The organism is Rhodanobacter spathiphylli B39 (assembly GCF_000264295.1).
GTDB classification, from domain to species: Bacteria; Pseudomonadota; Gammaproteobacteria; order Xanthomonadales; family Rhodanobacteraceae; genus Rhodanobacter; species Rhodanobacter spathiphylli.
Window position 1 is genome coordinate 36,414 of sequence record NZ_AJXT01000021.1, and the last position, 23,005, is coordinate 59,418.

The 23,005-nt window shown below is 65.0% G+C and carries 16 protein-coding genes; 10 read left to right on the forward strand and 6 right to left on the reverse strand.

The genetic code is table 11. The features are described from left to right. Nucleotides 1-3 precede the first annotated feature (3 nt). The 4 genes from rfbD to rfbB are packed head-to-tail and all read right to left on the reverse strand — an operon-like array spanning nt 4 to nt 3,447. Nucleotides 4-939: a dTDP-4-dehydrorhamnose reductase gene (rfbD, locus tag UU7_RS09080; protein WP_007807562.1), complete on the reverse strand. Its 936-nt coding sequence runs from the start codon at nt 937-939 to the stop codon at nt 4-6. After that, the gene (gene rfbC, locus UU7_RS09085) at nt 936-1,493 is read right to left on the reverse strand and encodes a dTDP-4-dehydrorhamnose 3,5-epimerase (RefSeq protein ID WP_007807564.1); all 558 of its coding nucleotides are present in this window, start codon (nt 1,491-1,493) and stop codon (nt 936-938) included. Before rfbC ends, rfbD begins: the two co-directional genes overlap by 4 nt. Next, on the reverse strand, nt 1,490-2,380 hold the full coding sequence (gene rfbA / locus UU7_RS09090) for a glucose-1-phosphate thymidylyltransferase RfbA (RefSeq protein WP_007807565.1): 891 nt from the start codon (nt 2,378-2,380) through the stop codon (nt 1,490-1,492). The genes rfbC and rfbA overlap by 4 nt, the downstream gene beginning before the upstream one ends. Beyond that, nucleotides 2,377-3,447, reverse strand: coding sequence for a dTDP-glucose 4,6-dehydratase (gene rfbB / locus UU7_RS09095; RefSeq protein ID WP_007807568.1), 1,071 nt, complete (start codon nt 3,445-3,447; stop codon nt 2,377-2,379). The genes rfbA and rfbB overlap by 4 nt, the downstream gene beginning before the upstream one ends. Nucleotides 3,448-3,620: 173 nt before the next feature. On the opposite strand from rfbB, the gene UU7_RS09100 reads away from it, so the two are divergent. The 6 genes from UU7_RS09100 to UU7_RS17665 are packed head-to-tail and all read left to right on the forward strand — an operon-like array spanning nt 3,621 to nt 12,670. Further along, nucleotides 3,621-4,475, forward strand: a complete 855-nt coding sequence (locus UU7_RS09100; RefSeq protein ID WP_202946800.1) for an ABC transporter permease — start codon at nt 3,621-3,623, stop codon at nt 4,473-4,475. A 31-nt stretch (nt 4,476-4,506) separates the two neighbouring features. Next, on the forward strand, nt 4,507-5,835 hold the full coding sequence (locus UU7_RS09105) for an ABC transporter ATP-binding protein (protein WP_238530916.1): 1,329 nt from the start codon (nt 4,507-4,509) through the stop codon (nt 5,833-5,835). Further along, nucleotides 5,825-7,456 (forward strand): class I SAM-dependent methyltransferase, encoded by a 1,632-nt coding sequence (locus UU7_RS18330; RefSeq protein WP_007807573.1) that lies wholly within the window; start codon nt 5,825-5,827, stop codon nt 7,454-7,456. Before UU7_RS09105 ends, UU7_RS18330 begins: the two co-directional genes overlap by 11 nt. Continuing rightward, entirely contained in the window at nt 7,453-9,849 is a 2,397-nt protein-coding gene (locus UU7_RS09115) for a glycosyltransferase family 2 protein (RefSeq protein ID WP_007807574.1), read from the forward strand. Before UU7_RS18330 ends, UU7_RS09115 begins: the two co-directional genes overlap by 4 nt. Before the next feature lie 35 nt (nt 9,850-9,884). Continuing rightward, the gene (locus UU7_RS17390) at nt 9,885-10,583 is read left to right on the forward strand and encodes a hypothetical protein (protein ID WP_007807576.1); all 699 of its coding nucleotides are present in this window, start codon (nt 9,885-9,887) and stop codon (nt 10,581-10,583) included. Then, entirely contained in the window at nt 10,580-12,670 is a 2,091-nt protein-coding gene (locus UU7_RS17665) for a GSCFA domain-containing protein (protein WP_157582078.1), read from the forward strand. Before UU7_RS17390 ends, UU7_RS17665 begins: the two co-directional genes overlap by 4 nt. 28 nt (nt 12,671-12,698) lie before the next feature. Here the strand turns inward: UU7_RS17665 and UU7_RS09130 are convergent, their stop codons facing one another. Together UU7_RS09130 and UU7_RS17395 are read right to left on the reverse strand one after the other, a co-directional pair. Then, nucleotides 12,699-13,583, reverse strand: a complete 885-nt coding sequence (locus UU7_RS09130; RefSeq protein ID WP_007807580.1) for a class I SAM-dependent methyltransferase — start codon at nt 13,581-13,583, stop codon at nt 12,699-12,701. Continuing rightward, the gene (locus UU7_RS17395; RefSeq protein WP_007807582.1) at nt 13,580-15,979 is read right to left on the reverse strand and encodes a CmcI family methyltransferase; all 2,400 of its coding nucleotides are present in this window, start codon (nt 15,977-15,979) and stop codon (nt 13,580-13,582) included. Before UU7_RS17395 ends, UU7_RS09130 begins: the two co-directional genes overlap by 4 nt. 248 nt (nt 15,980-16,227) lie before the next feature. On the opposite strand from UU7_RS17395, the gene UU7_RS09140 reads away from it, so the two are divergent. From UU7_RS09140 to UU7_RS17400, 4 genes are all read left to right on the forward strand, one after another. Beyond that, the gene (locus UU7_RS09140; RefSeq protein WP_007807584.1) at nt 16,228-17,394 is read left to right on the forward strand and encodes a trans-sulfuration enzyme family protein; all 1,167 of its coding nucleotides are present in this window, start codon (nt 16,228-16,230) and stop codon (nt 17,392-17,394) included. Between the two features lie 61 nt (nt 17,395-17,455). Next, the gene (locus tag UU7_RS09145) at nt 17,456-18,286 is read left to right on the forward strand and encodes an ABC transporter permease (RefSeq protein WP_007807586.1); all 831 of its coding nucleotides are present in this window, start codon (nt 17,456-17,458) and stop codon (nt 18,284-18,286) included. Then, entirely contained in the window at nt 18,276-19,643 is a 1,368-nt protein-coding gene (locus UU7_RS09150; protein WP_007807588.1) for an ABC transporter ATP-binding protein, read from the forward strand. Before UU7_RS09145 ends, UU7_RS09150 begins: the two co-directional genes overlap by 11 nt. Further along, on the forward strand, nt 19,636-22,869 hold the full coding sequence (locus tag UU7_RS17400) for a DUF4915 domain-containing protein (protein ID WP_007807590.1): 3,234 nt from the start codon (nt 19,636-19,638) through the stop codon (nt 22,867-22,869). Before UU7_RS09150 ends, UU7_RS17400 begins: the two co-directional genes overlap by 8 nt. The last annotated feature ends 136 nt before the right edge of the window (nt 22,870-23,005 follow it).

Consider the following 23,005-nt stretch of genomic DNA (forward strand, 5'->3'; position numbering starts at 1 on the left):
CGTTCAGTGCATGGATGAGGCAAGCTGGCGCACGACATCGCGCAAGCCCTGCGTCCAGCCCGGCAGGGCAAGGCCAAAATGCCGCTGGAAACCGCCATTGTCCAGCAGCGACCAGGCCGGACGCACGGCCGGCGTGGGGAATTCGCTGCTGTCGATCGCGAGCACGCGAGGCGCGCGTGCCAGCAGGCCGTGGGTGGTGGCCTCGGCGAAAATCGCGCTGGCAAAACCGTGCCAGGTCGTCGCGCCGCTGGCGACAAGATGATGGGTGCCGGCCAGTGCATCGCGTTGCACACGATCCGACGACAACCAGCGATCGAGTGCGGCGAGTGTTCCGTCCACGATCAAGCCGGTGTCGGTGGGTGCGCCGTGCTGGTCGGCCACCACGCGCAGCTCGTCGCGTTCGGCGCCCAGGCGCAGCATGGTGCGCAGGAAGTTGTGGCCGTGCGCCGCGTAGACCCAGGCGGTGCGGAAGATGAAGTGGTCGGCGCCGCTGTCGCGCAGCGCGAGCTCGCCGGCCAGCTTGCTGCGGCCATAGGCGCCGAGCGGGCCGGTGGCTGCATCGACCGCGTACGGCTGCGACTGCCGACCGTCGAACACGTAGTCGGTGGAGTAGTGGATCACCAGCGCGCCACGGGCCGCGGCCCACTGGCCGAGCACGCCCACCGCCTCGCCGTTGACGCGGGTGGCCAGGGCCTCCTCCTGCTCGGCGCGATCGACCGCGGTGTAGGCGGCGGCGTTGACGATCACGTCGGGCTGCACGCGGTCGAGCAGGGCGGGCAGGGATGCGGGGCTCGACAGGTCGGCGAACTCGCCGTGCCCGCCGCCGGCCAGCACGCCATCACGACTGGCGGCGACCAGCTCGCCACGCGCGGCGAGGCCGCCGTGATCGAGCAGGCTGCGGCCGAGCTGGCCGTTGGCCCCGAGCAGCAGGAACTTCATGCCACGTAGACCGGCAGGCGCTCCGCTGGCACGTCGGCGAGCAGGGGCGTCTTGCCGTCCTTGTCCGACAGCAGCGGCGAGCTGATCGGCCAGTCGATGCCGAGCGCGGCGTCGTTCCAGCGGATGCCCGCGTCGGCCCTGGGGTCATACAGCGCGGTGCACTGGTAGCTGAAGGTGGCGAACTCGGACAACACGCAGAAGCCGTGCGCGAAGCCTTCAGGCACCCAGAAATGGCGATGGTTGTCGGCCGTCAGCATCACGCCGATCGACTGACCGAAAGTGGGCGAGCCGCGGCGGATGTCCACCGCCACGTCATAGACCTCGCCTTCGAGCACGCTGACCAGCTTGCCCTGCGGATTCGGCCACTGGTAATGCAGGCCGCGCAACACGCCGCGCGCCGAGCGCGACACGTTGGACTGCACGAAGCGGTGATCGACGCCGGCCTCCTGGTACTTCGCCTCGTTGTAGCTTTCGTAGAAGAACCCGCGGGCATCGCCGAACACCTGCGGTTCGAGGATCAGTGCGCCGGGCAGGCTGGTCTGGATCACCTTCATCGGGCGTGTCCCTCGCGCACCAGGCCCTGCAGGTACTGGCCGTAGCCGGTCTTGGCCAGCGGCGCGGCCAGGCCCAGCAGCTGCTCGTCGTCGATCCAGCCGTTGAGGTGGGCGATCTCCTCCGGGCAGCAGACCTTCAGGCCTTGCCGGTTCTCGATCGTCTCGATGTAGTTGCCCGCTTCCATCAGCGATTCGTGGGTGCCGGTGTCGAGCCAGGCGAAGCCGCGGCCGAGCTGCTCCAGGTGCAGCGAACCGTCGTCGAGGTAGCAGCGGTTGAGGTCGGTGATTTCCAGTTCGCCGCGCGGCGACGGCTGCAACGCCGCGGCGTAGTCGCAGACGCGGGCGTCGTAGAAATACAGTCCGGTGACGGCGTAGTGCGATTTCGGTGCGGCGGGCTTTTCCTCCAGCCCGACCACTTTTCCGTCGGCGTCGAATTCCGCCACGCCGTAACGCTGCGGGTCCTTCACCCAGTAGCCGAACACGGTGGCGCCGTGTTCGCGCGCCGCGGCACGCTTGAGGCGCTCGGTGAAACCGTGGCCGTAGAAGATGTTGTCGCCCAGCACCAGGCAGCTCGGCTTGCCGTCGACGAAATCACGGCCGATGGTGAACGCCTGGGCCAGCCCGTCCGGCGACGGCTGCACCGCGTAGCGGATGTCCAGGCCCCACTGCGAGCCGTCGCCCAGCAGGCGCTGGAACATCGCCTGCTCGTGCGGCGTGTTGATGATCAGGATCTCGCGGATGCCGGCCAGCATCAGCGTGGCCAGCGGGTAGTAGATCATCGGCTTGTCGTACACCGGCAGCAGCTGCTTGCTGATCGCGCGGGTGATCGGGTGCAGCCGGGTGCCGGAACCTCCGGCGAGGATGATGCCCTTCCGGGTGCTGCTCATGAGCCGAGGCGCTCCATGCGATAGCTGCCGTCGAGCACGCGCTGGCTCCACGACTGGTTGGCGAGATACCAGTCCACCGTCTGCGCGATGCCGGTCTCGAAGGTGTGGGTCGGTCGCCAGCCCAGTTCGTCCTGCAGCTTGCTCGAATCGATCGCATAGCGGCGATCGTGGCCGGGGCGATCCCTGACGTAGGTGATCAGCGATTCGCGCGGGCGCCCGTCCGCCAGGGGCTGGCGAGCATCGAGCAGGGCGCAGATGGTCTTCACCACGGTGATGTTCTCGCGCTCGGCATTGCCACCCACGTTGTAGGTCTCGCCCAGGCGGCCGGCGTCCAGCACGCGGCGGATCGCGCTGCAGTGATCGCCCACGAACAGCCAGTCGCGGATGTTCTTCCCGTCGCCGTAGACCGGCAGCGGCTCGCCGGCCAGCGCCTTCTGGATCACCAGCGGGATCAGCTTCTCGGGGAACTGGTACGGCCCGTAATTGTTCGAGCAGTTGGTGGTCAGCACCGGCAGCCCGTAGGTGTGGTGGAACGCCCGCACCAGGTGGTCGGAGGCGGCCTTGGACGCGGAGTACGGGGAGTTCGGCGCGTACGGCGTGGTCTCGGTGAACTTGCCTTCGGCGCCCAGCGAGCCGTAGACCTCGTCGGTCGACACGTGCAGGAAGCGGAAGCCGTCGCGGGCAGCGCCCTCGAGGCCGCGCCAGTAGTCGCGGGCGCATTCGAGCAGGCCCAGCGTGCCCACCACATTGGTCTGCACGAACTCGGCCGGGCCGTCGATCGAGCGGTCCACGTGCGACTCGGCGGCGAAATTGACGATGGCGTCGGGCCGGTGCTCGGCCAGCAGTTTCGCCACCAGTTCACGATCGCCGATGTCGCCCTGCACGAACACGTGCCGCTCGTTCCCGTCCAGCGAGGCAAGCGTGTCGGGGTTGCCGGCGTAGGTGAGCTTGTCCAGGTTCACCACGCGCAGACCATCGGCGATGGCCTGCAGCACGAAGTTGGCACCGATGAAACCGGCTCCGCCGGTGACCATGAGCAGGGGGACGTGACTGGATGGGCTGTTCATCGGGCCTTCTTTGGTGTCATATGGGCATACATCCGCGAGCGAATGGTGGATCGGCGAAACGTCATGCGCGAACCCGTGGCTGGCTCCGCCAGCATGAGGCGTTTGCCCCGATAGTTTGCCATTGATGGAGGCAAGTAAGGACGCTGCCGGCGGGACGGGTTCATTGAGGGTTGATGTCGCGCGTGCATGGCGTGGTGTCCGAAGCAGCATCTGGAGAGACGATGGAATTGGCAAATCTGTCCCTGCCGCGCCGCCTCTGGGCGCGGCGAGACGTGTTCTGGGAACTGGCCCGACGCGACGTGGAAGGGCGTTACAGCGGATCCTTCCTGGGGCTGCTCTGGTCCTTCATCAATCCGTTGCTGATGCTGGCCGTCTATACCCTGGCCTTCCGTGTTTTCCTCGGCATGCGCTGGCCCGGCATGAAGTCCGGAGTCGACTTTTCGCTGATGATCTTCTGCGGCATGATCATCCACTCGCTGCTGGCCGAGTGCCTGATGCGAGCGCCGTCGGTGATCGTTTCGCAGAGCAACCTGGTGAAGCGGGTGGTTTTCCCGCTGTCCATCCTGCCGTGCGTGATGGTCGCATCGTCCCTTTTCAACGCGGCGCTGAGCCTGCTGGTCCTGCTGTTGTTCGTGCTGCTCTCGCAGCATGCGATTCCTGTCGTGGTGCTGTATCTGCCACTGGTGTACGCGCCGTACGTCCTCCTGCTTTGCGGCGTGAGCTGGTTGATGGCTTCGCTCGGCGTGTTCATCCGCGATATCGCCCAGGTGGCCGGCGTGCTTTCGGCGATGCTGATGTTTCTCAGCCCGGTCTTCTATCCTGCCTCGACCCTGCATGAGCCGTATCGTGACTGGCTCGCGTTCAATCCGTTGACCCTGATGATCGAACAGACGCGCCAGATCGTCCTGTTCGGTCAGCCGCCGGACTGGGCAGCACTGGGCACCTACACCCTGGTGGCGATCGCCGTGGCGCTGTTCGGCTTTGCCTGGTTTCAGCGCACGCGCGATGGATTCGCCGATGTCCTCTGAAACCGTCCCCATGCCGGGTACCGCCGTCGACGTGGCGATCGAGGTGCGTGGGCTGGGCAAGTGTTACCAGCTCTACGACAAGCCGGTGCACCGGATGTGGCAGAGCCTGCTGGGTGGCAATCGACGCTTCTACCGTGAGTTCTGGGCCCTGCGCGAGGTGGACTTCGAGGTTCATCGCGGGGAGACCCTTGGCATCGTCGGTCGCAACGGCGCCGGCAAATCCACCTTGCTGCAGCTGATCGCCGGGACGCTCAAGCCGACCGAGGGGCGCGCCGGCATCCATGGCCGGGTGGCGGCGCTGTTGGAACTGGGCAGCGGATTCAATCCCGACTTCACCGGTCGCCAGAATGTCTATCTGAACGCCGCCATCCTGGGCCTGAGCCGCGACGAGATCGATGCCCGCATCGAGCACATCCTCGCCTATGCGGAGATCGGCGACTTCGTCGACCAGCCGGTGCGCAGCTACTCCACCGGCATGGTGATGCGGCTGGCGTTCTCGGTGGTGACGCACGTGGACGCGGACATCCTCATCATCGACGAAGCGCTGGCCGTGGGCGATGCGTTCTTCATGCAGAAGTGCATGCGTTACCTGCGTGAGTTCCGCAAACGGGGCACCATGCTGTTCGTCAGCCACGATGGCAGCGCGGTGACCAGCCTGTGCGACCGCGCGATCTGGCTCGAACACGGCCGGGTGCAGCAGATCGGCACGGCACGCAAGGTGATGGAAGCCTACATCGAGGCCTCGCTGGTCGAACGGCAGCACGGGATCGGGGCGCAGGGGCATAAGCTGCAGGAACGCCCCCAGCCTTCGACCCGACGCCAGGTCGATCCGCGTCAGGAGCTGATCGACCGCTCCGCGTTGCGCAACGACATGAAAATATTCCCCTTCCAGCCGGAGGAGGACGGCTTCGGCGAGTGCAAGGTCCGCATCGTGCATGTCTCGATCTGCAACGAGCAGGGACGCGATGTCGCCCTGGTACTGGCCGGTGAATGCGTGACGCTCCGGATCGAGTTGATCGCCGATGAAGCCCTGGACAATGCGATCACCGGGTTCTACGTGAAGAACCGTCTGGGGCAGCTGATGTTCGGCGACAATACGGCCATCAGCCACGGGGGCGACTTCGCGGTCAGCGCGGGGCAGCGGTTTTGCGCCAACTTCCAGTTCGTGATGCCGCGGCTGATACCCGGGGAATATTTTGTGGCCGCAGGTGTTTCCGAGGGAACGCAGGAGCAGCACGTCGTGCAGCACTGGCTGCATGAAGCGCTGCGTTTTACCGCCGAGGGTGGTTCCATGGTAGCCGGACTGATCGGCATACCGATGCTGGACATTCGTGTTGAACGGTTGACTGATGACGCCTGACTTTCTCCTCGAAGAGCATCCACTGCTTCTGCTGAACCCGCGTCTGGTGCCACCGTATGGATGGGCTGGCCACATTCCGTTCGCCTTCCTGGCGGTCGACCTGCTGCGCCCGCGTACCCTGGTCGAACTCGGCACGCATTCGGGCAACTCCTACATGGCGTTCTGCCAGGCCGTGCGGGCGCTTGAGCTGGACTGCCGTTGCAGCGCCGTCGATACCTGGCAGGGCGACGCCCATGCGTTGCACTATGGAGAACAGGTCTATCAGGCGTTGCGCGCGCGGCATGATCCGCTCTACGGCGACTTTTCGCGGTTGCTGCGTGCACGCTTCGACGATGCGGTCGGGCAGTTTGCCGAGGGGAGCATCGACCTGCTGCACATCGATGGGCTCCATACCTACGATGCCGTGCGTCACGATTTCGAGACCTGGCTGCCCCGGCTGAGCGAACGCGCGGTGGTGCTGTTGCACGATACCGGGGAACGTGGGCGCGACTTCGGCGTGTGGCGCTTCTTTGACGAACTGGCCGCGCGCTACCCGTCTTTCGCGTTCGAACACAGCCATGGCCTCGGCGTGGTGGCGGTGGGTGCACGGATCCCGCCGTCATTCGCCGCGTTCATGCGCAGGGCAGCGGAAGCACCGCAGGCCGTGCGGGGATTCTTTGCCGCGCTGGGCGGCAAACTGGTCGACGCGGATGGCCATCCGGTCGAGGGAACGCCGGTCGAGGCGCCGCCACCCGGCACGCATCTGTACTACCGCCGGCGTGACGAGAGCTACGACGAAAGCCGCATGGTCTCAATGGCACCGGATGCGCTCGAGGGCGTGCTGGACCTGCAATTCCGGCTGCCCGCGGACACCACGCCGGACTACCTGCGGATCGATCCGGCGGACCATCCCGGCATCTACGGATTGGGTCGTGTCGCGTGGCGCGCGCAAGCTGACGAAGCGTGGCATGAATTGAGCGGCTTGCCCGGCCGGCTGGGGCATGTGCACGGCGAGTTGCTGCCATCGCAGGCGACACATGGCGTGCGTCTGGCCAGCTTTGACAGCGATCCCCATCTTGAATTCGAGATCGGCAGCGCGCTGCCGCAGCGACTTCCCGGCGAATGGCTGGAGGTCGCGATCCGGGTCGAGTACGAAGTGGTGATCGATCGTCCGGCGCTTCATCGCCTGCTCGAGCGGCAGTCGGAATCGATCGTCGAAATGGTGCATCTGTCGCGTGAGCGGATCGATGTGCAGAACCTGTTGCGCGAGTTTGCCGGCCAGCGGGAGCAGTTGCTGGCCATGAGCGGCGAATTCGGACAACAAGGCCAGGCCCTGCGGGAGCAGTCCGCCGAACTGGCCGAACGGCGGCAGCAGTTGCAGCACCTCCTGCTGGGGTTCTCGCACCAGCGCGAGCAGCTGCAGGGGCTTGCCTCCAGCCTGGCCCAGCAGCAGGCCCAGCAGCAGGTCCGGATGGACGAGGCAGCAGCGGTCAGGAGCGAACTCGAAGTGCTGGTGAAGCAGTCGGCCCGGCAACAGCTCGACACGCAAGCGGCGCTCGAACGCCTGCAACAGGGGGTGGATGCGCTTGCCGCGCGGGGCTTCGTTGCGCGGATGCGCAGGCTGCTGGGACGCGCGCGATGACTTCGGGCGGCGAACCCCGGATCGAGCGCGGCGGCTTGCTGCGCAGGCTTTTGCGGCGCCTGCGCCGCGCGGCGCGGCATCTGCACGGGCCAGCCGTTGCGCTGCGCCCGCTGCATCAGCTGCAGCCGATCGAGGAGGTGCAGGGCGGCTGGCAGTCCGACGGCAACGACCCCCAGTTCGAGTGCGTGAGTCAGCGCTTCCCGGTCCGGGCGGGCTGGTACCTGCTGTCCATCGAGCTGGAAGATCTGGATGGCGACCGGCTGGAGCCGACCCTGTACTTCGACTATGGATGGGGCATGCATGAGGACTGGTCGCTGCGCCTGGGCTTCTTCGACCCCGGCCGGAGGCGGCACAGCGGCGTGGTGTTGCTGACGCACGACATCCATCGCCTGCGGCTCGATCCGGCCAGTGAACCATGCAGGCTGCGCGCGCGGAACATGAGCCTGGTGCGACTGGGCCGAATTGCAGCCAGCTGGCACATGTGGCGTTCGGTGGCCGAAGCACACGAAGCGCAGGGCGGGCAGGTTGGTGCCCTCCGGCGCGAAGCCTGGGCCGAGTTGCGCCAGCGCGGTGGCCGTCGCGCCTTCGCGAGCTGGCTGCATGGACGCTATACCCGGCGCGGCGGCAAGGCACCGACTTACGAGCGCTGGCTTCGGCTCTACGACCGGCAGCCAGCGCCTGCTTCGCGAGCCGGCAATCCGCTGATCTCCATCCTGCTGCCGACCTACAACACGGCGGAAGTCTGGTTGCGCCGCTGCCTCGACAGCGTGCTGGCGCAGACCAGTCCCGACTGGGAGCTGTGCGTGGCCGACGATGCCTCCGCTGAGCCCCAGGTTCGCAACGTGCTGGAGGAGTACGCCGCGCGCGACCCGCGCATCCAGATCCACTGGCGCGAATGCAACGGGCATATCTCGGCGGCCTCGAACAGCGCGCTGGCGCTGGCGACCGGCGACCATGTCATCCTGCTCGATCACGACGACGAACTGCACCCGCAGGCGATCGCCACGGTCAGCGAGGCGCTGCGCGAGCATCCGCAGTGGCAGATGGCCTACTCCGACGAAGACAAGATCGACGCCGAGGGCCGGCGCTACGATCCGTATTTCAAGCCGGACTGGAATCCCGACCTGCTGTGCGGGCACAACTGCGTCAGCCATCTGGGCGTCTATTCACGCGAGCTGCTGACCAACCTGGGCGGGTTCCGCGAGGGCCTGGAGGGCAGTCAGGACTGGGATCTTGCGCTGCGTTGCAGCGAGCAACTGCGGCCCGACCAGATCGGGCACATCCCGATGGTGCTGTATCACTGGCGCGCCATCGACGGCTCCACGGCGCAGGGCGTGGATCAGAAGGGCTACGCGCACACGGCGGGGCTGCGCGCAGTGCAGGAGCACTTTGCGCGGCAGGGGCTGGCCGCCGAGGTGCACGAGATCGAAGGCATTCATGGCGCCTTCCGGGTTCGCCATCCGTTGCCCGAGCCGGCACCGCGGATCAGCATCATCGTGCCGACGCGGGACCGGATCGACCTGCTGCGCCGCTGCGTGGAATCGATTCTCCAGCGCACGACCTATCCGGACTATGAAATCGTGGTGGTAGACAACCAGTCCGTCGAGCCGGCCTCGATCGCCTACTTTGCCCGGCTCGCGGCGCTGCCGAATGTAAGCGTGCGCGCGCATGACCGGCCATTCAACTATTCGGTCATCAACAACGAGGCGGTGCGCGAGTGCGCTTCCACGCTGGTGTGCCTGCTCAACAATGACATCGAGGTGATCACCCCGGACTGGCTGGAGGAACTGGCCAGCCACGCCATGCGCCCCCACGTGGGCGCGGTCGGCGCGATGCTGTATTACCCGGACGACACGATCCAGCACGCAGGGGTCGTGACGGGGGTGCATGGAGTTGCGGCGCATCCTTACTGCGGCATGCCGCGCGGGCATTCGGGGCAGATGGCGCGTGCACGACTGACCCAGACGATGAGCGCCGTGACCGCCGCCTGCCTGATGGTGCGACGCGAGGTCTACCAGCAGGTGGGTGGTCTGGACGCCACGTTGCAAGTGGCCTTCAACGACGTGGATTTCTGTCTGCGCCTGCGCCGGGCCGGTTTCAGCAACGTGTGGACGCCTCATGCCGAGCTGTACCATCACGAGTCCGCCTCGCGGGGACACGAAGACACGCCGCAGAAGCAGGCACGCTTCGAGCGCGAGGTGGGTTTCATGCGCCAGCGCTGGGGTGTCGAGCTTGAACGGGACCCGGCGTACAACCCCAACCTGACCCTGCGCGGCGAACCGTTCACGCTGGCCTTCCCGCCACGGGACTGGCGCCAGGCGAAGCCCGGGGTGCAGCTTCCTGGCGAGGCCGCGCACCAGCCCAGGGCGCACGCCGGTACTCCGGTGCACTGATGGCCGGGTCGGGAGCCTGTCGATTGGAGGAGTCCATGCCACTGCTGTGCATAGGCCACAGCCATCTTGCGTGCGTGACGCGCGCCGCCGTCACTGCGGGGGTCCCGCTGCGCGCGTTCAACTTCTGGGACTTGCCCGGAGCGATCGTCAACGATGGCGGCCAGCCGCGATTCGCCGAAGACATCCGCGAGGCGCTGATCGGACACGCCGGTCCCGTGTTCTCCTTCGTGGGCGGCGGGGCGCACGTGGTGCTTGGCATGCTGGTGCATCCGCGGCGTTTCGATTTCGTGCTGCCCGACGAGCCGGACCTGGCCCTCGACCCGGCGGCCGAAGTGTTGCCGGCCACCGCGGTCAGGCGGATTCTGCAATCCATGACCGACGAATATCTGACCCTGATGGGCGAGGTTCGCCGGCTGGCCAGCGGGGCGATGTTCCACATCGAGCCGCCACCGCCCTCGGCCGACGCCCTGCGCATGCATGCCGACGTGCCGTGGGTGATGTTTCCGGACCGCTGCAGGGAAATTTCACCCGCGGCGTTGCGCTACAAGCTGTGGCGGCTGCACTCGCAGATTCTCCGCGCATGGTGCAGCGGCAACGGCGTCACTTTTGTCGAGGCACCGGCCGGGACGAGTGACGCCGACGGCTTCATGCTCGACGGCTATTATGGCGACGGTGCACATGCGAATGATGCTTACGGTGAACTGGTGCTGGCGCAGATGAGGCAACGGGCGTGACCCATCCCTATGCTTCCGCACCGGATCGGCAACGATGGAGTCGGGCGATGGCCGGCCGCGAGCTTGCCGTCATCGATCCTGTTTTGCCGCCGCCCTGGCGGATCGGCAGCGATGCGAAGATCGTCACGGCCGGCAGTTGCTTCGCCCAGCACGTGGCGCGTCACCTGCGCGACCAGGGTTACCCCCTGTTCGAGACGGAGCCGGCGCATCCGCTGATGCCGGCAAGGCTGGCCGAGGCGTATGGCTATGGCGTCTACGCCGCGCGTTACGGAAACATCTACACCTCGCGCCAGTTGCTGCAGTTGTGGCGACGGGCGACCGGACGGATGCAACCGGTCGAAGATTGCTGGCAGCAGGACGGTGGCTGGTTCGATCCGTTCCGGCCCACGATCCAGCCGGGCGGGTTCAGCTCGATGCGCGAGTACACCGAGGATCGCCGGCAGCATTTTGCCGCGGTTCGCCGCGCCTTCTCGGAAATGGACGTCTTCGTGTTCACGCTGGGGCTCACCGAGTGCTGGGTTTCCCGCCTCGATGGCGCGGCCTATCCGGTGTGCCCCGGTGTCGCCGCGGGGCGCTTTGACGCCGAACGGCACGTGCTGGTCAATCTGGGTGTGCAGGAGGTAGTGGAGGATCTCCGCGCCTTCATCAGCGAGGTGCGCGCGATCAATCCGCGCCTGCGCCTGATCCTGACCGTCTCGCCGGTTCCGCTGGCGGCCACCGCCGAGTCGCAGCATGTACTGGCAGCGACGACGTATTCCAAATCCGTGCTGCGGGTGGCGGCGGAGACCCTGGCGCGGCAGGACGGGGCCTACTACTTTCCTGCCTACGAAATCATCACTGCAGGTGGCGGCGAATACCTCGCGCCGGACCGCCGCACCATTCTTGAGCCGGGCGTGCGGCGGGTCATGGAACTCTTCTCGCAACATGTGCTGGACGGCACCGGTTCGCCCGCCGTGCCGCCCGAAGAGGATGACTTCCTGTCGCAGAGCCGGCGGTTAGTCGATGTCCTCTGCGACGAACAACGACTGGATCCGTCCACTGGAGAACTCCCGATGAACGCGCCTGACTCGCCCGATGCGGCGTTGAACTTCGCCGATGCATGCCGGGCGCAGGGACATCACGACGAGGCCATCGCCTGTCTGACCGCTGCCCGTCGCCGGCATCAGGATGCACGCCTGGAGCGTCTCCTCGCGACCTGCCGCTTCGAGGCCTACCAGGCCGGGGTGCCTGTTTCCACCGTGCCCGATCGCTGGGCCGGAGATGCCGCGGACCGCTTCGAGCACGTCGAGGGCATTCCCGAAGTGCAGGCCGGCGAGCTCGACGCCCGCACGGTGGCGGCCGGCGTCCGCAAGCACGGCGCATTGCTGGTGCGTGGCCTGTTCGATACGGCGACAGCCGCGATGCTGGCTGAAGGCGTCAAGCGGTCACTGGATGCCTGCCAGGCCTGGCACGATGGAGGCCAGGGCGAGTTTCCCGACACCTGGTACTCCCGCCTGGCGCTGCCCGCCGATTGCGAACTCGGCGTGGCCCGTCCCTGGGTCGAGGGCAACGGCGGCGTCTGGCTGGCAGACTCCCCGCGCATGCTCTATGAACTCACCGAGCTGCTCGAGCGCCGGGGCATCACCCGCGTGGTGTCCGACTATTTCGGCGAGCCCGCGATGATGTCGGTGGGCAAATCCACCTTGCGTTGCGTGCCCAGCACCATCCGGGCATCGGACTGGCACCAGGACGGCGCGTTCATGGGCACCGAGATCAGGAGCCTCAACATCTGGATGGCGTTGTCGCCCTGTGGGGTCGAGGCTTCCGGCCTGGAGGTGCTCCCGCAGCGCGTGGATCGCATCCTGCCGACCGGCAGCCATGGCGCCAGCTTCGACTGGTCGGTGGGGCCGGAAATGGTCCGCCAGGTTGCCGGGGCCGGTGGCACCAGGAGTCCGCAATTCGAACCCGGCGACGCCCTGTTGTTCGACCACTTCTTCGTGCACCGTACCGGCATCCCGGCCGCGATCAGCCGGGATCGCTACGCGATCGAGTCATGGTTCTTCGCGCCCACGGCGTACCCCGCCAACCAGGTGCCGCTCCGGCTGTAGGCGCGGCATGGCCTGACCGGTCGCCGCTTCAGTCGATGCCGGCGACCGCCCGGTTCTCCAGTTGGGCGATGCGCTGTTGCTGCGCATCGATCAGCGCGCGGGCGCGTTCCAGCGCCTCGGTGCGGCGGGTCAGGCAGGCCTCTGCCCGGCACAGCATCGCGCGCAACTGGATGCAGTCCGATTCCAGCGCCTTGCTGGCTTCCAGCATGGCGTCGCCGCCGAAGAAGCCGTCGATCAGTGATTGCAGCGCAGGCGTCATGCGCGGCGCCGGCACCACGATGGCCAGGCCGTTGAAGAACGGCAGCTTGCGCAGGCTCCATTCGGTGGGCGAACTGGCGATGAAGTCCTCGATGGCCGTGAGTACGCCGTTGCGTGGCCCGCCCTCATGCGTGGCATTCGCCAGCCAGCCATTGACACCCTGCTCGGTCAGTTCGGACTGGTCCGGGAGCATGCCCTTGTAGCTGTAGGGATGCCGCTGCCAGCCGTCGAGGTCGTCCGGGCTGTAATACATGTCGCGTCGCGCATACGGCCAGGCCGCGTCGTGGCACAGCACGATGGGCGGGAGCTTGCCGCATTGCTCGGCGCGCGCCTGCAGCAGGTTGAGTTCGCTGAACACCGTAGCCCAGTTGTGATCCCCGTCGACCAGCGCGATGTCGGGTGCTTCCAGTTGCGGAATGGCGGCCAGGCTCTTCAGCGCGAGAAAGCGGTATTCCGCTGGACCGAACCTGGCCAGTTCCTCGCGCAGGCTCGGCAGCGGCGCCGGATCGATGATGTCGGCATGCGCGCCGTTGTCACGGCAGAACGCCAGGATCTGGCGGGTGTTCCAGCCGTATTCGGCGCCGATCTCCATGATCTGCCGGGGCTGCACCGTCTCGAAGATCGGACGGATGTAGCGCTGCCAGAAACGATTCATTGCATGTTCTCCAGATCCAGGGGCGTGTCGGTGCCGAGCTCGTCCAGCGCGGCATCGTAGCTGGCTGCGTTGACGCCGCCGCCGATCTTGCGCAGGTAGCCATAGGGGCAGGTGGTGATCAGCTGTCGCGTCCAGCTGCGGTCGATGACGAACATCGGGTTGCCTTCGGTGAACTCGCGCAGGGTCTTGTAGTGCTGCCGCGTCGAGTAGCCCAGCCAGGGCTGGCCGAAAACCGTGCCCACGCAGATCATGTACGAGCGATGGGAAACCAGTTTCCCCCACGTTGCCAAGGTGTCGCCGTTGAAGCGGCCCGCATCGCCGGCGGCGTGCAGCACCAGCACGGTCTCGGCCGTGCCGGCCCAGAGCCGGGCCGCGGTCGGGGCGGCGGCATCCGCAGGCGTGCCGACCATGCCGGTGATCCGGGCGGACGTCGCCACCGCGTCGTCCGCCACGTGCAGGATGCGCGCGCCCTCGATCCCGGCGGCCTGCAGCACGCTGTCGAGATAGGCGATCAGGCCTCGCTCCACGCTCACGCCGATCACGGCGTCGGGCCGGATCTGATGGATGATGTCCTGCAAGCTGTTCAGGTCGGCCGGCGCCATGCCGGTGGGCTGGCCCAGCCAGCGCACATCGCGCTGCAGACCGCATTCGGCATACACGGACAGCAGGTGCGATTGGGCGCCGTCATCGAAGTGGGCGGCCAGCTTGCCCGGGCGCACTTCGTCGGTGACGCCCAGTCGCATCGGCATCAGCGTGCGCTGGCGCATGCCGGTGGCGAACTCGGAACGCAGCTGGCCACGGAAGGTGAGCTGGCCCCGCTCGATCATGGCGAAGTCTTCGCCGCGCAGCGTGCGGTAGGCCGTGGCATAGGCGCGCACGCGCAAGTCCTTTTCGACGTCATCCACATTGGTGGTGGTGCCGCCGTGGAACTGGTGGAAGGTGGCCTCGCCGATGGGTGCGACCAGTGGTGCGGAGGCAGCCGTGCAGGTCCGACGCCACAGGTCGAGGTTGGCGAACCCGCCACCAGGCTGATCGAAAGCCTCGTCGAAGCCGCCGATGCGGTCATACAGCTCCGTGGGCAGCATCAGGCAGTTGCTCTCGCTGAGGCCGTCGAACCAGGGCTCGGGGTTCTCGCTCATCGGCGTGCCGATGCGGAACAGGTCATAGCCGTTCAGAGGCCAGCGGATGCGTTCGAACAGCTTGTCTTCCTGCTCACGGCTGTAGCCGACCAGGGTCAGCCAGCGCTGGTCGCCGCCGATGAACCAGTGACGCACCGCGACCACCGCGCCGGCATGCTCGCGCCAGGCCTGGCGCGCCTCGCGAAATATGCCGGGGCTGAGTACGTGGGCGCCATCGATCATCACCGCCAGATACTTGCCACGCGCCGCCAACGCGGCCTCGTTGAGCGCACCGCAAGGCGAGGCGTGCTGGCGGCTTGGCCGCACCAGCCGGAATTCCGGGCCAAAGCTGGCCACCCAGTCGGGGTCGAGCGGCGGTTGCGAACCGTTGTCGATGCACAGAACTTCATAATCGAGATCCGCGGAATCGGCCTGATAGGCGCGGGTCAGCGAGGTGAGCGTGCGCGCCGCTTCACGCTGCATGTTGTAGAAGTTGACGACGACGGACAGCGTGAGCGGCTCCGCGACCACCTGGCGCGACAGCGGAGGCGGCAATTTCGCGCGGGTGGCGAGTTTCTCCGGCGAAGCTGGCGAGGTCATCGCCCGGAACGGCATGGCCAACGGCGACGCCTCTTCGTCGGCGAGGCACAACCGCAGCTCGTGCAGGCGGTCGTCGCGAAGTTCGTCGGGAAGCGCTTGATCGAAGCCGCAGCAACCGTCGCCCTGATGCAGTTCGGCAATGTCCGGCCGCCACTGATTGGCCGCAAAACGCATCCATTCGCGGCTGCCTTCACGAAGCACCAGGTTCGGCGACGCCTGGGTGCCGTCTGTCCAGCGCAGCCATCCGCGGATACGCGCGGGCCCGCACTGATCCAGCGACCCGTGCAGGCCCGGTCGGTGCAACGGGATGGGCAGGATGTCGCTGTTTTCGGCAGGCGCGGCTGCAGGCACCACCACCGGGCTGCCGACCAGTGGCTGGGCACCGGATGCCTCCACCGCAACGACTTCCAGCGCAGTGCCGGGTTCGGGCAGCGTCGCCTCCAGACGAAGCGCAAAGGCGCAATAGCCGTTGCGCTTCCCGGCGGCGACGAGATCGGCACGCATGGTGTCGGCCTCGCCGCGGCACAGCACGGCGCCGTGGGCGCGCACTTCGATGCTGGCCGCTCGCACCGGATCATCCGGGAACCAGGCCCAGCCGTGCACGGTGTGATTGGTGACGCCGTCCACGACCCCCTCCAGCAGCAATGCGGACGGGAAAGTGATTGGGCTGTTCATCATCAACGGGTCTCGACTGGAACGAAAGCCCCTCGACGAGTCAGGTCGACGAGGAAGGCTGCGAAAGCCAAAGATCGCGTGTCCCGGTGCGATGTGCAATACGCGAGCGCATGCTCGACGCAAAATTCACGCATTCCCATCCGTAAGCTTCGATGAATGGATGCACCCGTCGAGGTTCGGCAGGGTGCGCCGCGACGAGTAAGATAGCGGCTTTGCCAGCAGATCCCGCCCCGGGGATATCACGGATCATCATGAACAAACGCAGCAAGCAAGCCCCGCACGGCCTCGGCACCCGCGCCATCCACGCCGGCCAGCATCCTGATCCCAGCACCGGCGCGATCATGACGCCGATCTACGCGACCTCGACCTACGTGCAGAAGAGTCCCGGCGTGCACCAGGGCTACGAGTATTCGCGCACGCAGAACCCGACCCGGATGGCGTATGAGCGCTGCGTGGCGGATCTGGAAGGCGGCGTCGCCGGCTTCGCCTTCGCGTCGGGACTGGCCGCCGCGGCGACCGTGCTGGACCTGCTCGATTCGGGCAGCCACGTGATCGCGATGGACGACCTGTACGGCGGCACCTACCGCCTGTTCGAGAAGGTGCGCCGGCGCTCGGCGGGGCTGGACTTCAGCTTCGTCGACCTGAATGACACCGCGGCGATGAAGGCGGCGCTGAAGCCGAACACCAGGATGATCTGGGCGGAAACGCCGACCAACCCGATGCTGAAGCTGGTCGACCTGGGCAAGGTTGCCGCATTCGCCAAGAAGCACGGCCTGATCCTGGTGGTCGACAACACGTTCTGCTCGCCGATGGTGCAGCGGCCGCTGGAATACGGCGCCGACCTGGTGCTGCATTCGGCCACCAAGTACCTCAACGGCCATTCGGACATGGTCGGCGGCATCGTGGTCGCCGGCAACAGGGAACTGGCCACGCAGATGGGCTTCCTGCAGAACTCGGTCGGTGCGGTGGCCGGCCCGTTCGATGCGTTCCTCGCCATGCGCGGGCTGAAGACCCTGCACCTGCGCATGAAGGCGCATTGCGACAGCGCGCTGGAGCTGGCCAAGTGGCTGGAAAAGCATCCCGCCGTGGAGCGGGTGATCTATCCGGGCCTGAAAAGCCATCCGCAGCACGCGCTGGCGAAGCGCCAGATGCACGGTTTCGGCGGCATCATCACGATCGAGGTGAAGGGTGGCCTGAAGAAGGCCCGTCGCATGCTGGAGCGCTGCGAACTGTTCGCGCTGGCCGAGTCGCTGGGCGGCGTCGAAAGCCTGATCGAACATCCGGCGATCATGACCCACGCCTCGGTGCCGGCAGCCAACCGCAAGCGGCTGGGCATCAGCGACGGGCTGATCCGGCTGTCGGTGGGCGTGGAGGACCTGGTGGATCTGCGCGAGGAACTGCAGCGATGCCTTGCCTGACGGTTTCTGCGCGGGGTTTCGTCAGCAATCCTGGTAACCGGGCCGGAGAGTCCCGCCCCGCATGATCATGATCAACAGATACCGGCTGGCAGACCCGCTGTCGCCGTACCGCGCGCTCGTGCGCCATTTCAACCTGATCATGCAACTCGCGCGCCGCGATGTTTCCGATCGCTATCGCGGGTCGCTGATGGGATTGTTCTGGTCATTTGTCAATCCGCTGGTCATGCTGCTCATCTACACCTTTGTTTTCGGGGTGATTTTCAAGGCTCGCTGGAGCGCCCAGCTCGGCGGACACTTTGCCTTTGCGTTGGTGCTGTTTTCCGGGCTGAACATCAACTCCCTGTTCGCCGAATGCGCCAACCGTGCCCCGACCCTGATCATCAGCAACACCAACTTCGTCAAGAAGGTGGTCTTTCCGCTGGAGATCCTTTCATGGAGCGTTGTCGGGGCGGCGCTTTTCCACCTGCTCATTTCGACGATCGCCCTGTTGGTCATCGCGATCTTCGTGAACGGATTCATTCCCTGGACCGTGGTGTTCCTGCCGCTCATCGTCGCGGTCTTCCTGCCGTTTGTTGCCGGTACCGTCTGGTTGTTGGCGTCGTTCGGCGTATTCCTGCGCGATCTGAAACAGGCGATCGGGATCATCACCACGGCGCTGATGTTCCTGGCCCCGATCCTCTACCCGAAGGAACTGGTGCCGCCGCAATATCGTGATCTGCTGTATCTGAACCCGCTGACGGTGATCGTGGAGGCATCCCAGGATGTCCTGATCTGGGGCAAGCCGCCGATGTGGAGCTATCTCGCACTGTATGCCTTGGCATCAGGCCTGTTCGCCTGGGCTTCCTTCGTGTGGTTCCAGCGTACTCGCAAGGGGTTCGCCGATGTCCTCTGATGAATTGAGCATCCATGTCGAAGGGTTGACAAAGCGCTACGAGATCTACGCCCAACCGGTCGATCGCCTGAAGCAGATGACGCTGCCAACATTGCAGCGGCAATTTCGCCGGCCCGAGCGCGCCTATTTCAAGGAGTTCTGGGCACTGCGTGGCGTCGATTTCGACGTGCGTCGTGGCGAGACGGTCGGCATCGTCGGGCGCAATGGTTCGGGCAAATCAACGCTGTTGCAGATCATCTGCGGGACCGTTACGCCGACAGCCGGTAGTGTGGACGTGCGTGGCCGGATTGCCGCGCTGCTCGAGCTCGGCTCGGGCTTCAACCCGGAGTTCACGGGGCGCGAAAACGCCTATCTAAATGCCACGGTGCTCGGTCTGAGCCGAGAAGAGATTGACGCCAGGTTCGACGATATCGCCGCGTTTGCCGACATCGGCGAGTTCATTGAGCAGCCGGTCAAGACCTATTCCAGCGGCATGTACATCCGCCTGGCATTCGCGGTAGCGGTCAGTGTCGAGCCCGAGATACTGGTCGTGGACGAGGCTCTTTCGGTCGGTGACGAGCTGTTCCAGCGGAAGTGCTTTTCCCGCATTGAAGCGATACGCGACAAGGGGGCCACGATCCTCTTCGTTTCCCATTCGGCGGGAGCGGTCATCGAGTTGTGCGATCGCGCCGTATTGATGGATGCCGGCGAAATGCTGGCGCAGGGCCGACCCAAGGAGATCATCAATCGCTATCACAAGCTCCTGTATTCGCCGACGGATCAGGCAGCAGCGATACGCGAGGAAATCCGTCGCAACAGCCATGCGCCGGAGTCACGTGGCGCGATTGGCGGCGGGTCATCGGAAGTTGTCGTTTCGGAGCGTGCGCAGGAAACCTTCGACGCTGACCTGAAACCTTCGAGCACGGTGGAATTCGCGCCGCGCGGCGCTCACATAAGCGATGCCATGCTGCTGACGGAGGCGGGGCGCCAGGTCAACGGACTGGTGCGCGGCAGGCGCTATCGGTTCTGTTACAAGGTCAGCTTCAGCAAGGCGCTGTTCAAGGTCCGTTTTGGCTGCCTGATCAAGAGCGTCACCGGCCTTCACATATGCGGCACCCTGTCCGAGGCCACCATCCAGGATGGGGTGATGGTTGAACGCGTGGGAGAGCATGCCGTCGTCGAATTCCTGTTTGATTGCATGCTCAATCCCGGTGTCTATTTCATGAATGCGGGCGTGTTTGGTGTGGAAGAAGAGGCAGAGACGCTGCTGCACCGCATCGCGGACGCCATCGCGTTTCGGGTTCTTCCCGTAGAGGACAACAAGTCGACGGAGATGGTTGACTTCAATGTCGAGCCGCGAGTGACGTTCCATGCATGACGCATTCACCAATCTCCTGATCGCCTGCCCGAATGACGGAGGCCTGTTTCTCCTCCATCAAGGGACGACATACAAGCTCGATGGCCTGGACACGACCGGCTTCGTGATTCGTGGGAGGCAGATGTTGCGGGGACTCCAGCCCGCGCGACTGGTGCGATACGCGGACGGTGAGGAATGCGGCGTGACGTCCGGAGAAGACTTCGGTGACATTCATGATGTGCTGCTGGAAGAGCAGTTTCATTACGTGGTGAAAACCGACGACAACGAGATCGTCAAACTGGATGAACGGGGGCAGGAACGGCAGCGGTGGACGCTTCCTGGGGAGCGGGACTCGTGGCATGTCAACTGCTTGACGCGCTGGGGTAGCCGCCTTGTCTTCAGCGCTTTCGGCGACCTGCGATTGCACAAGGAATACAAGCAGCGGTCCCGGGAAAGTGGTTTCGTGCAGGATCTCGATACCGGGGAAAAGCTGATCACGGGCTTGAGTCAACCGCACAGCCTGCTGGCCGCTGGAGACAAGCTGCTGTTGGCGAACTCCGAGAATTTCGAAATCCGCGAATACGACGACAGCGGCCATCTGCTGCGCTCGAAGAAATTCGATGGATACACGCGTGGAATGCTTCTCCACGGGAACGTCCTTTATGTGGGGCTGAGCAGGTCCAGGAATGTGGAACTGGGTCCGATAGCCCACGCCGTCGTTGTCGCTCTTGACGCCGGAACCTGGGAGGAGCTGGCCCGCCATGCGCTGCCGGCCAACGAAATTTTCAGCATCCAGCATGTGGACCCGGTCGATTTGCCCGCGATCCTTGCCCGCCTTGCATCCCACGCGAGCCGCTTCCTTGGCGAGCAGGTGGCGGCGCTCGAAGCTGGAGGCGCGCACCTCAGGAGATCGGTTGAGGTCGGCGAGCGACGGGCCGAGGAGCTGCGTCTGGAATTGGCTGCACGGGACGCGCTGATATGCGACAAGGACAGGCAGCTCGACAGTCGCGATGAGGCGATCCGCGAGAACGAGCGAAAGATCTACGGTCTGCTCGAAACCGTGCATGGCAAGGATCTCCATCTCCAGAGCAGGGAAGATGTGATTCAGGCCAGGGATATCGAGATCCAGCGTCGTGACGAGGAAGTTCGCAACAGGGATGCGGAAGTGCGGGCGCGTGACGAGGCAATCCGGCGGCTGGAGAGCCTGCTGGTCGAGCTCAGGCTCGATTCGTCGAACACGATCCAGCGCAATGAAAGTCGAATCGCCACCCTGATGGAGGAGGCGCGTCTGCAGGCAGAAGTCGTTCAACGGCTTCGTGAAGAGGTGGACGCCCAGGCGCAGCGGATCAGCGAGATGGGTCGAGAGGCGGATGCCGCCTATTCCAGGATGCTGACGTTGAAGAACGAGCTGCAGTGGAGTCAGGCGCGCGTGGCGGACATGGAATCTTCCCGTTCGTGGAAGCTGACCTGGCCGGCGCGGGCCATCAAGCTCGCGTTCGACGCGCGCAGCGCGCGCAAATCGGCCAAGGGCGAACGAACATCGGTCGCTCGAAAGGATGCTGAGGTTTCGGGACGTCGATGGAAGCTGAAAAGGGTGCCCGAAGCCATGGATCCGGGTGCGCATTCGGATGCGGCGAAAATTTCGGTTCCGGTGTCTGCCCGCAGGCCGGTGTTCGACCTTCGCGGAAGCGATTCGCCCATCGTGATCCTCACCACGGCGCACTGTACCTACGTGGCCGAAGAAATCGCGGCAGCCCTGCGGCGGGTCGAGATACCGTCTCGCATCATCTACAAGATGCCGGAGGCCGGCTACGACGATGTGCCCCATTTTGTCGTCTGTCCCCAGATGTTCGAACAGCTTCCGGGCTTGTATGTTTCCTTTCAGATGGAGCAGTCCGTCAGCTCGCGCTGGTTCACCGAGGAATACGTGCGCCGGCTGGAAAACTCTTTTGCGATTTTCGACTATTCGCTGGCGAATATCGCCAAGCTCCAGAACATGGGGCTGTATGCGCAGCAGATGTACCACGTGCCGATTGGGTACCTGGACCAGTATCGGAGCGATTCGACGGCGGCGTCCACAGACTACGACGTGATTTTCTACGGGGACATCCAGAACGCGCGTCGCCGCGAGTTCATCGCGGAATTGAGCAGGGTCTGCAAGGTCAAGGTGATCAACGATCTTTTTGGCGATGCCCTGCATGACGAGCTGGCCCGAGCCAAGTTGGTAGTGAACATTCACTATTACGCGGGAGCGCTTCTTGAGACTACCCGTCTGTGGGAATGCCTTTCGCTGGGCAAGCTGGTCGTGTCGGAGCGCTCGGTCGACATGGATCAGCACGGCGAACTTGCTGATGTGGTCGATTTCGTCGATGTGGATGACTGCGCCGGAATGGTGGAGAGGGTCCGCTTCTGGTTGAGCAACGAAGAGCTGCGTCAGCAGCGGCTGCAACGCAATGAGGAGATTTTGCGCGGACTGCCCAATCAGTTCGATGCCCAGTTCTATCGCTTCCTGCTTGCGACGGACAACATCACTTTCGACGAGTTCTGGAATGTCGCCGGCCGGCACATGAATCTGCCGGGCGACAGGATCTGCCTGAGCCTGCCGGAGTTCGTGCGGCGATCCCAAAGCTTCGATCGTGACAATCGCTTCGGATTCGTGCGCTTCACGGGCCTGCGTCATTGCCAGGGCTGGCTGGGCTGTGCGATGAGCTACAAGCTGATGATCATGCTTGCAAGGCAACAGGGCCTGCCGTCCGTGGCGATCTGCGAGGATGACGTGGAATTTCCACAGGGCTTCGATTCACGCTGGGCTGCCATCCAGGAGCATTTGCGTGCGGCCCCTGATGATTGGGACGTTTTCTCCGGCCTCATGGCCGACGTGCATGCGGATCTGGAAATCCTGGGAGCCTATGAGCGCAATGGCATGCAGTTCGTCATGACGGACAGGCTGATCAGCATGGTCTTCAACGTCTACAACGCAAGCACCTACGATGCCATCGCTTCATGGGACGAGGGCAACAGGGATGCGGCCACCAATACGATTGACCGATATCTGGAACGGTCCCGATCAATAAGGATCGTCACGACGCTGCCCTTCCTCGTTGGACACAAGGAAGAGCTTCATTCCACGCTGTGGGGCTTTCAAAACACCCAGTACGCGAGCCTCATCGCGGCCAGCACCACGCTGCTGAGGGACAAGCTGGAGGGGTACGGCGAAGGTCGTCCCGGTGGTGCGGGTAATGCGTGACCCCCGGCGCGCACATCCAGCTGCCTGATGACGGCCTGGCCAGAACTTCTCCGGCTGAATTGCGCATGGGTGATTGGATCAGCGCGCCAGAATGTCGCTGACAGGGCGTTCTGGCGCAATTTTCGTTGCACGTCGG

Bases quoted from the DNA above. Each gene is read 5' to 3' on its own strand.
- rfbD (WP_007807562.1), bottom strand. From the start codon at position 939: ATGAAGTTCCTGCTGCTCGGGGCCAACGGCCAGCTCGGCCGCAGCCTG.
- rfbC (WP_007807564.1), bottom strand. From the start codon at position 1,493: ATGAAGGTGATCCAGACCAGCCTGCCCGGCGCACTGATCCTCGAACCG.
- rfbA (WP_007807565.1), bottom strand. From the start codon at position 2,380: ATGAGCAGCACCCGGAAGGGCATCATCCTCGCCGGAGGTTCCGGCACC.
- rfbB (WP_007807568.1), bottom strand. From the start codon at position 3,447: ATGAACAGCCCATCCAGTCACGTCCCCCTGCTCATGGTCACCGGCGGA.
- UU7_RS09100 (WP_202946800.1), top strand. From the start codon at position 3,621: ATGTCGCGCGTGCATGGCGTGGTGTCCGAAGCAGCATCTGGAGAGACG.
- UU7_RS18330 (WP_007807573.1), top strand. From the start codon at position 5,825: ATGACGCCTGACTTTCTCCTCGAAGAGCATCCACTGCTTCTGCTGAAC.
- UU7_RS09115 (WP_007807574.1), top strand. From the start codon at position 7,453: ATGACTTCGGGCGGCGAACCCCGGATCGAGCGCGGCGGCTTGCTGCGC.
- UU7_RS17390 (WP_007807576.1), top strand. From the start codon at position 9,885: ATGCCACTGCTGTGCATAGGCCACAGCCATCTTGCGTGCGTGACGCGC.
- UU7_RS09130 (WP_007807580.1), bottom strand. From the start codon at position 13,583: ATGAATCGTTTCTGGCAGCGCTACATCCGTCCGATCTTCGAGACGGTG.
- UU7_RS17395 (WP_007807582.1), bottom strand. From the start codon at position 15,979: ATGATGAACAGCCCAATCACTTTCCCGTCCGCATTGCTGCTGGAGGGG.
- UU7_RS09140 (WP_007807584.1), top strand. From the start codon at position 16,228: ATGAACAAACGCAGCAAGCAAGCCCCGCACGGCCTCGGCACCCGCGCC.
- UU7_RS09145 (WP_007807586.1), top strand. From the start codon at position 17,456: ATGATCATGATCAACAGATACCGGCTGGCAGACCCGCTGTCGCCGTAC.
- UU7_RS09150 (WP_007807588.1), top strand. From the start codon at position 18,276: ATGTCCTCTGATGAATTGAGCATCCATGTCGAAGGGTTGACAAAGCGC.
- UU7_RS17400 (WP_007807590.1), top strand. From the start codon at position 19,636: ATGCATGACGCATTCACCAATCTCCTGATCGCCTGCCCGAATGACGGA.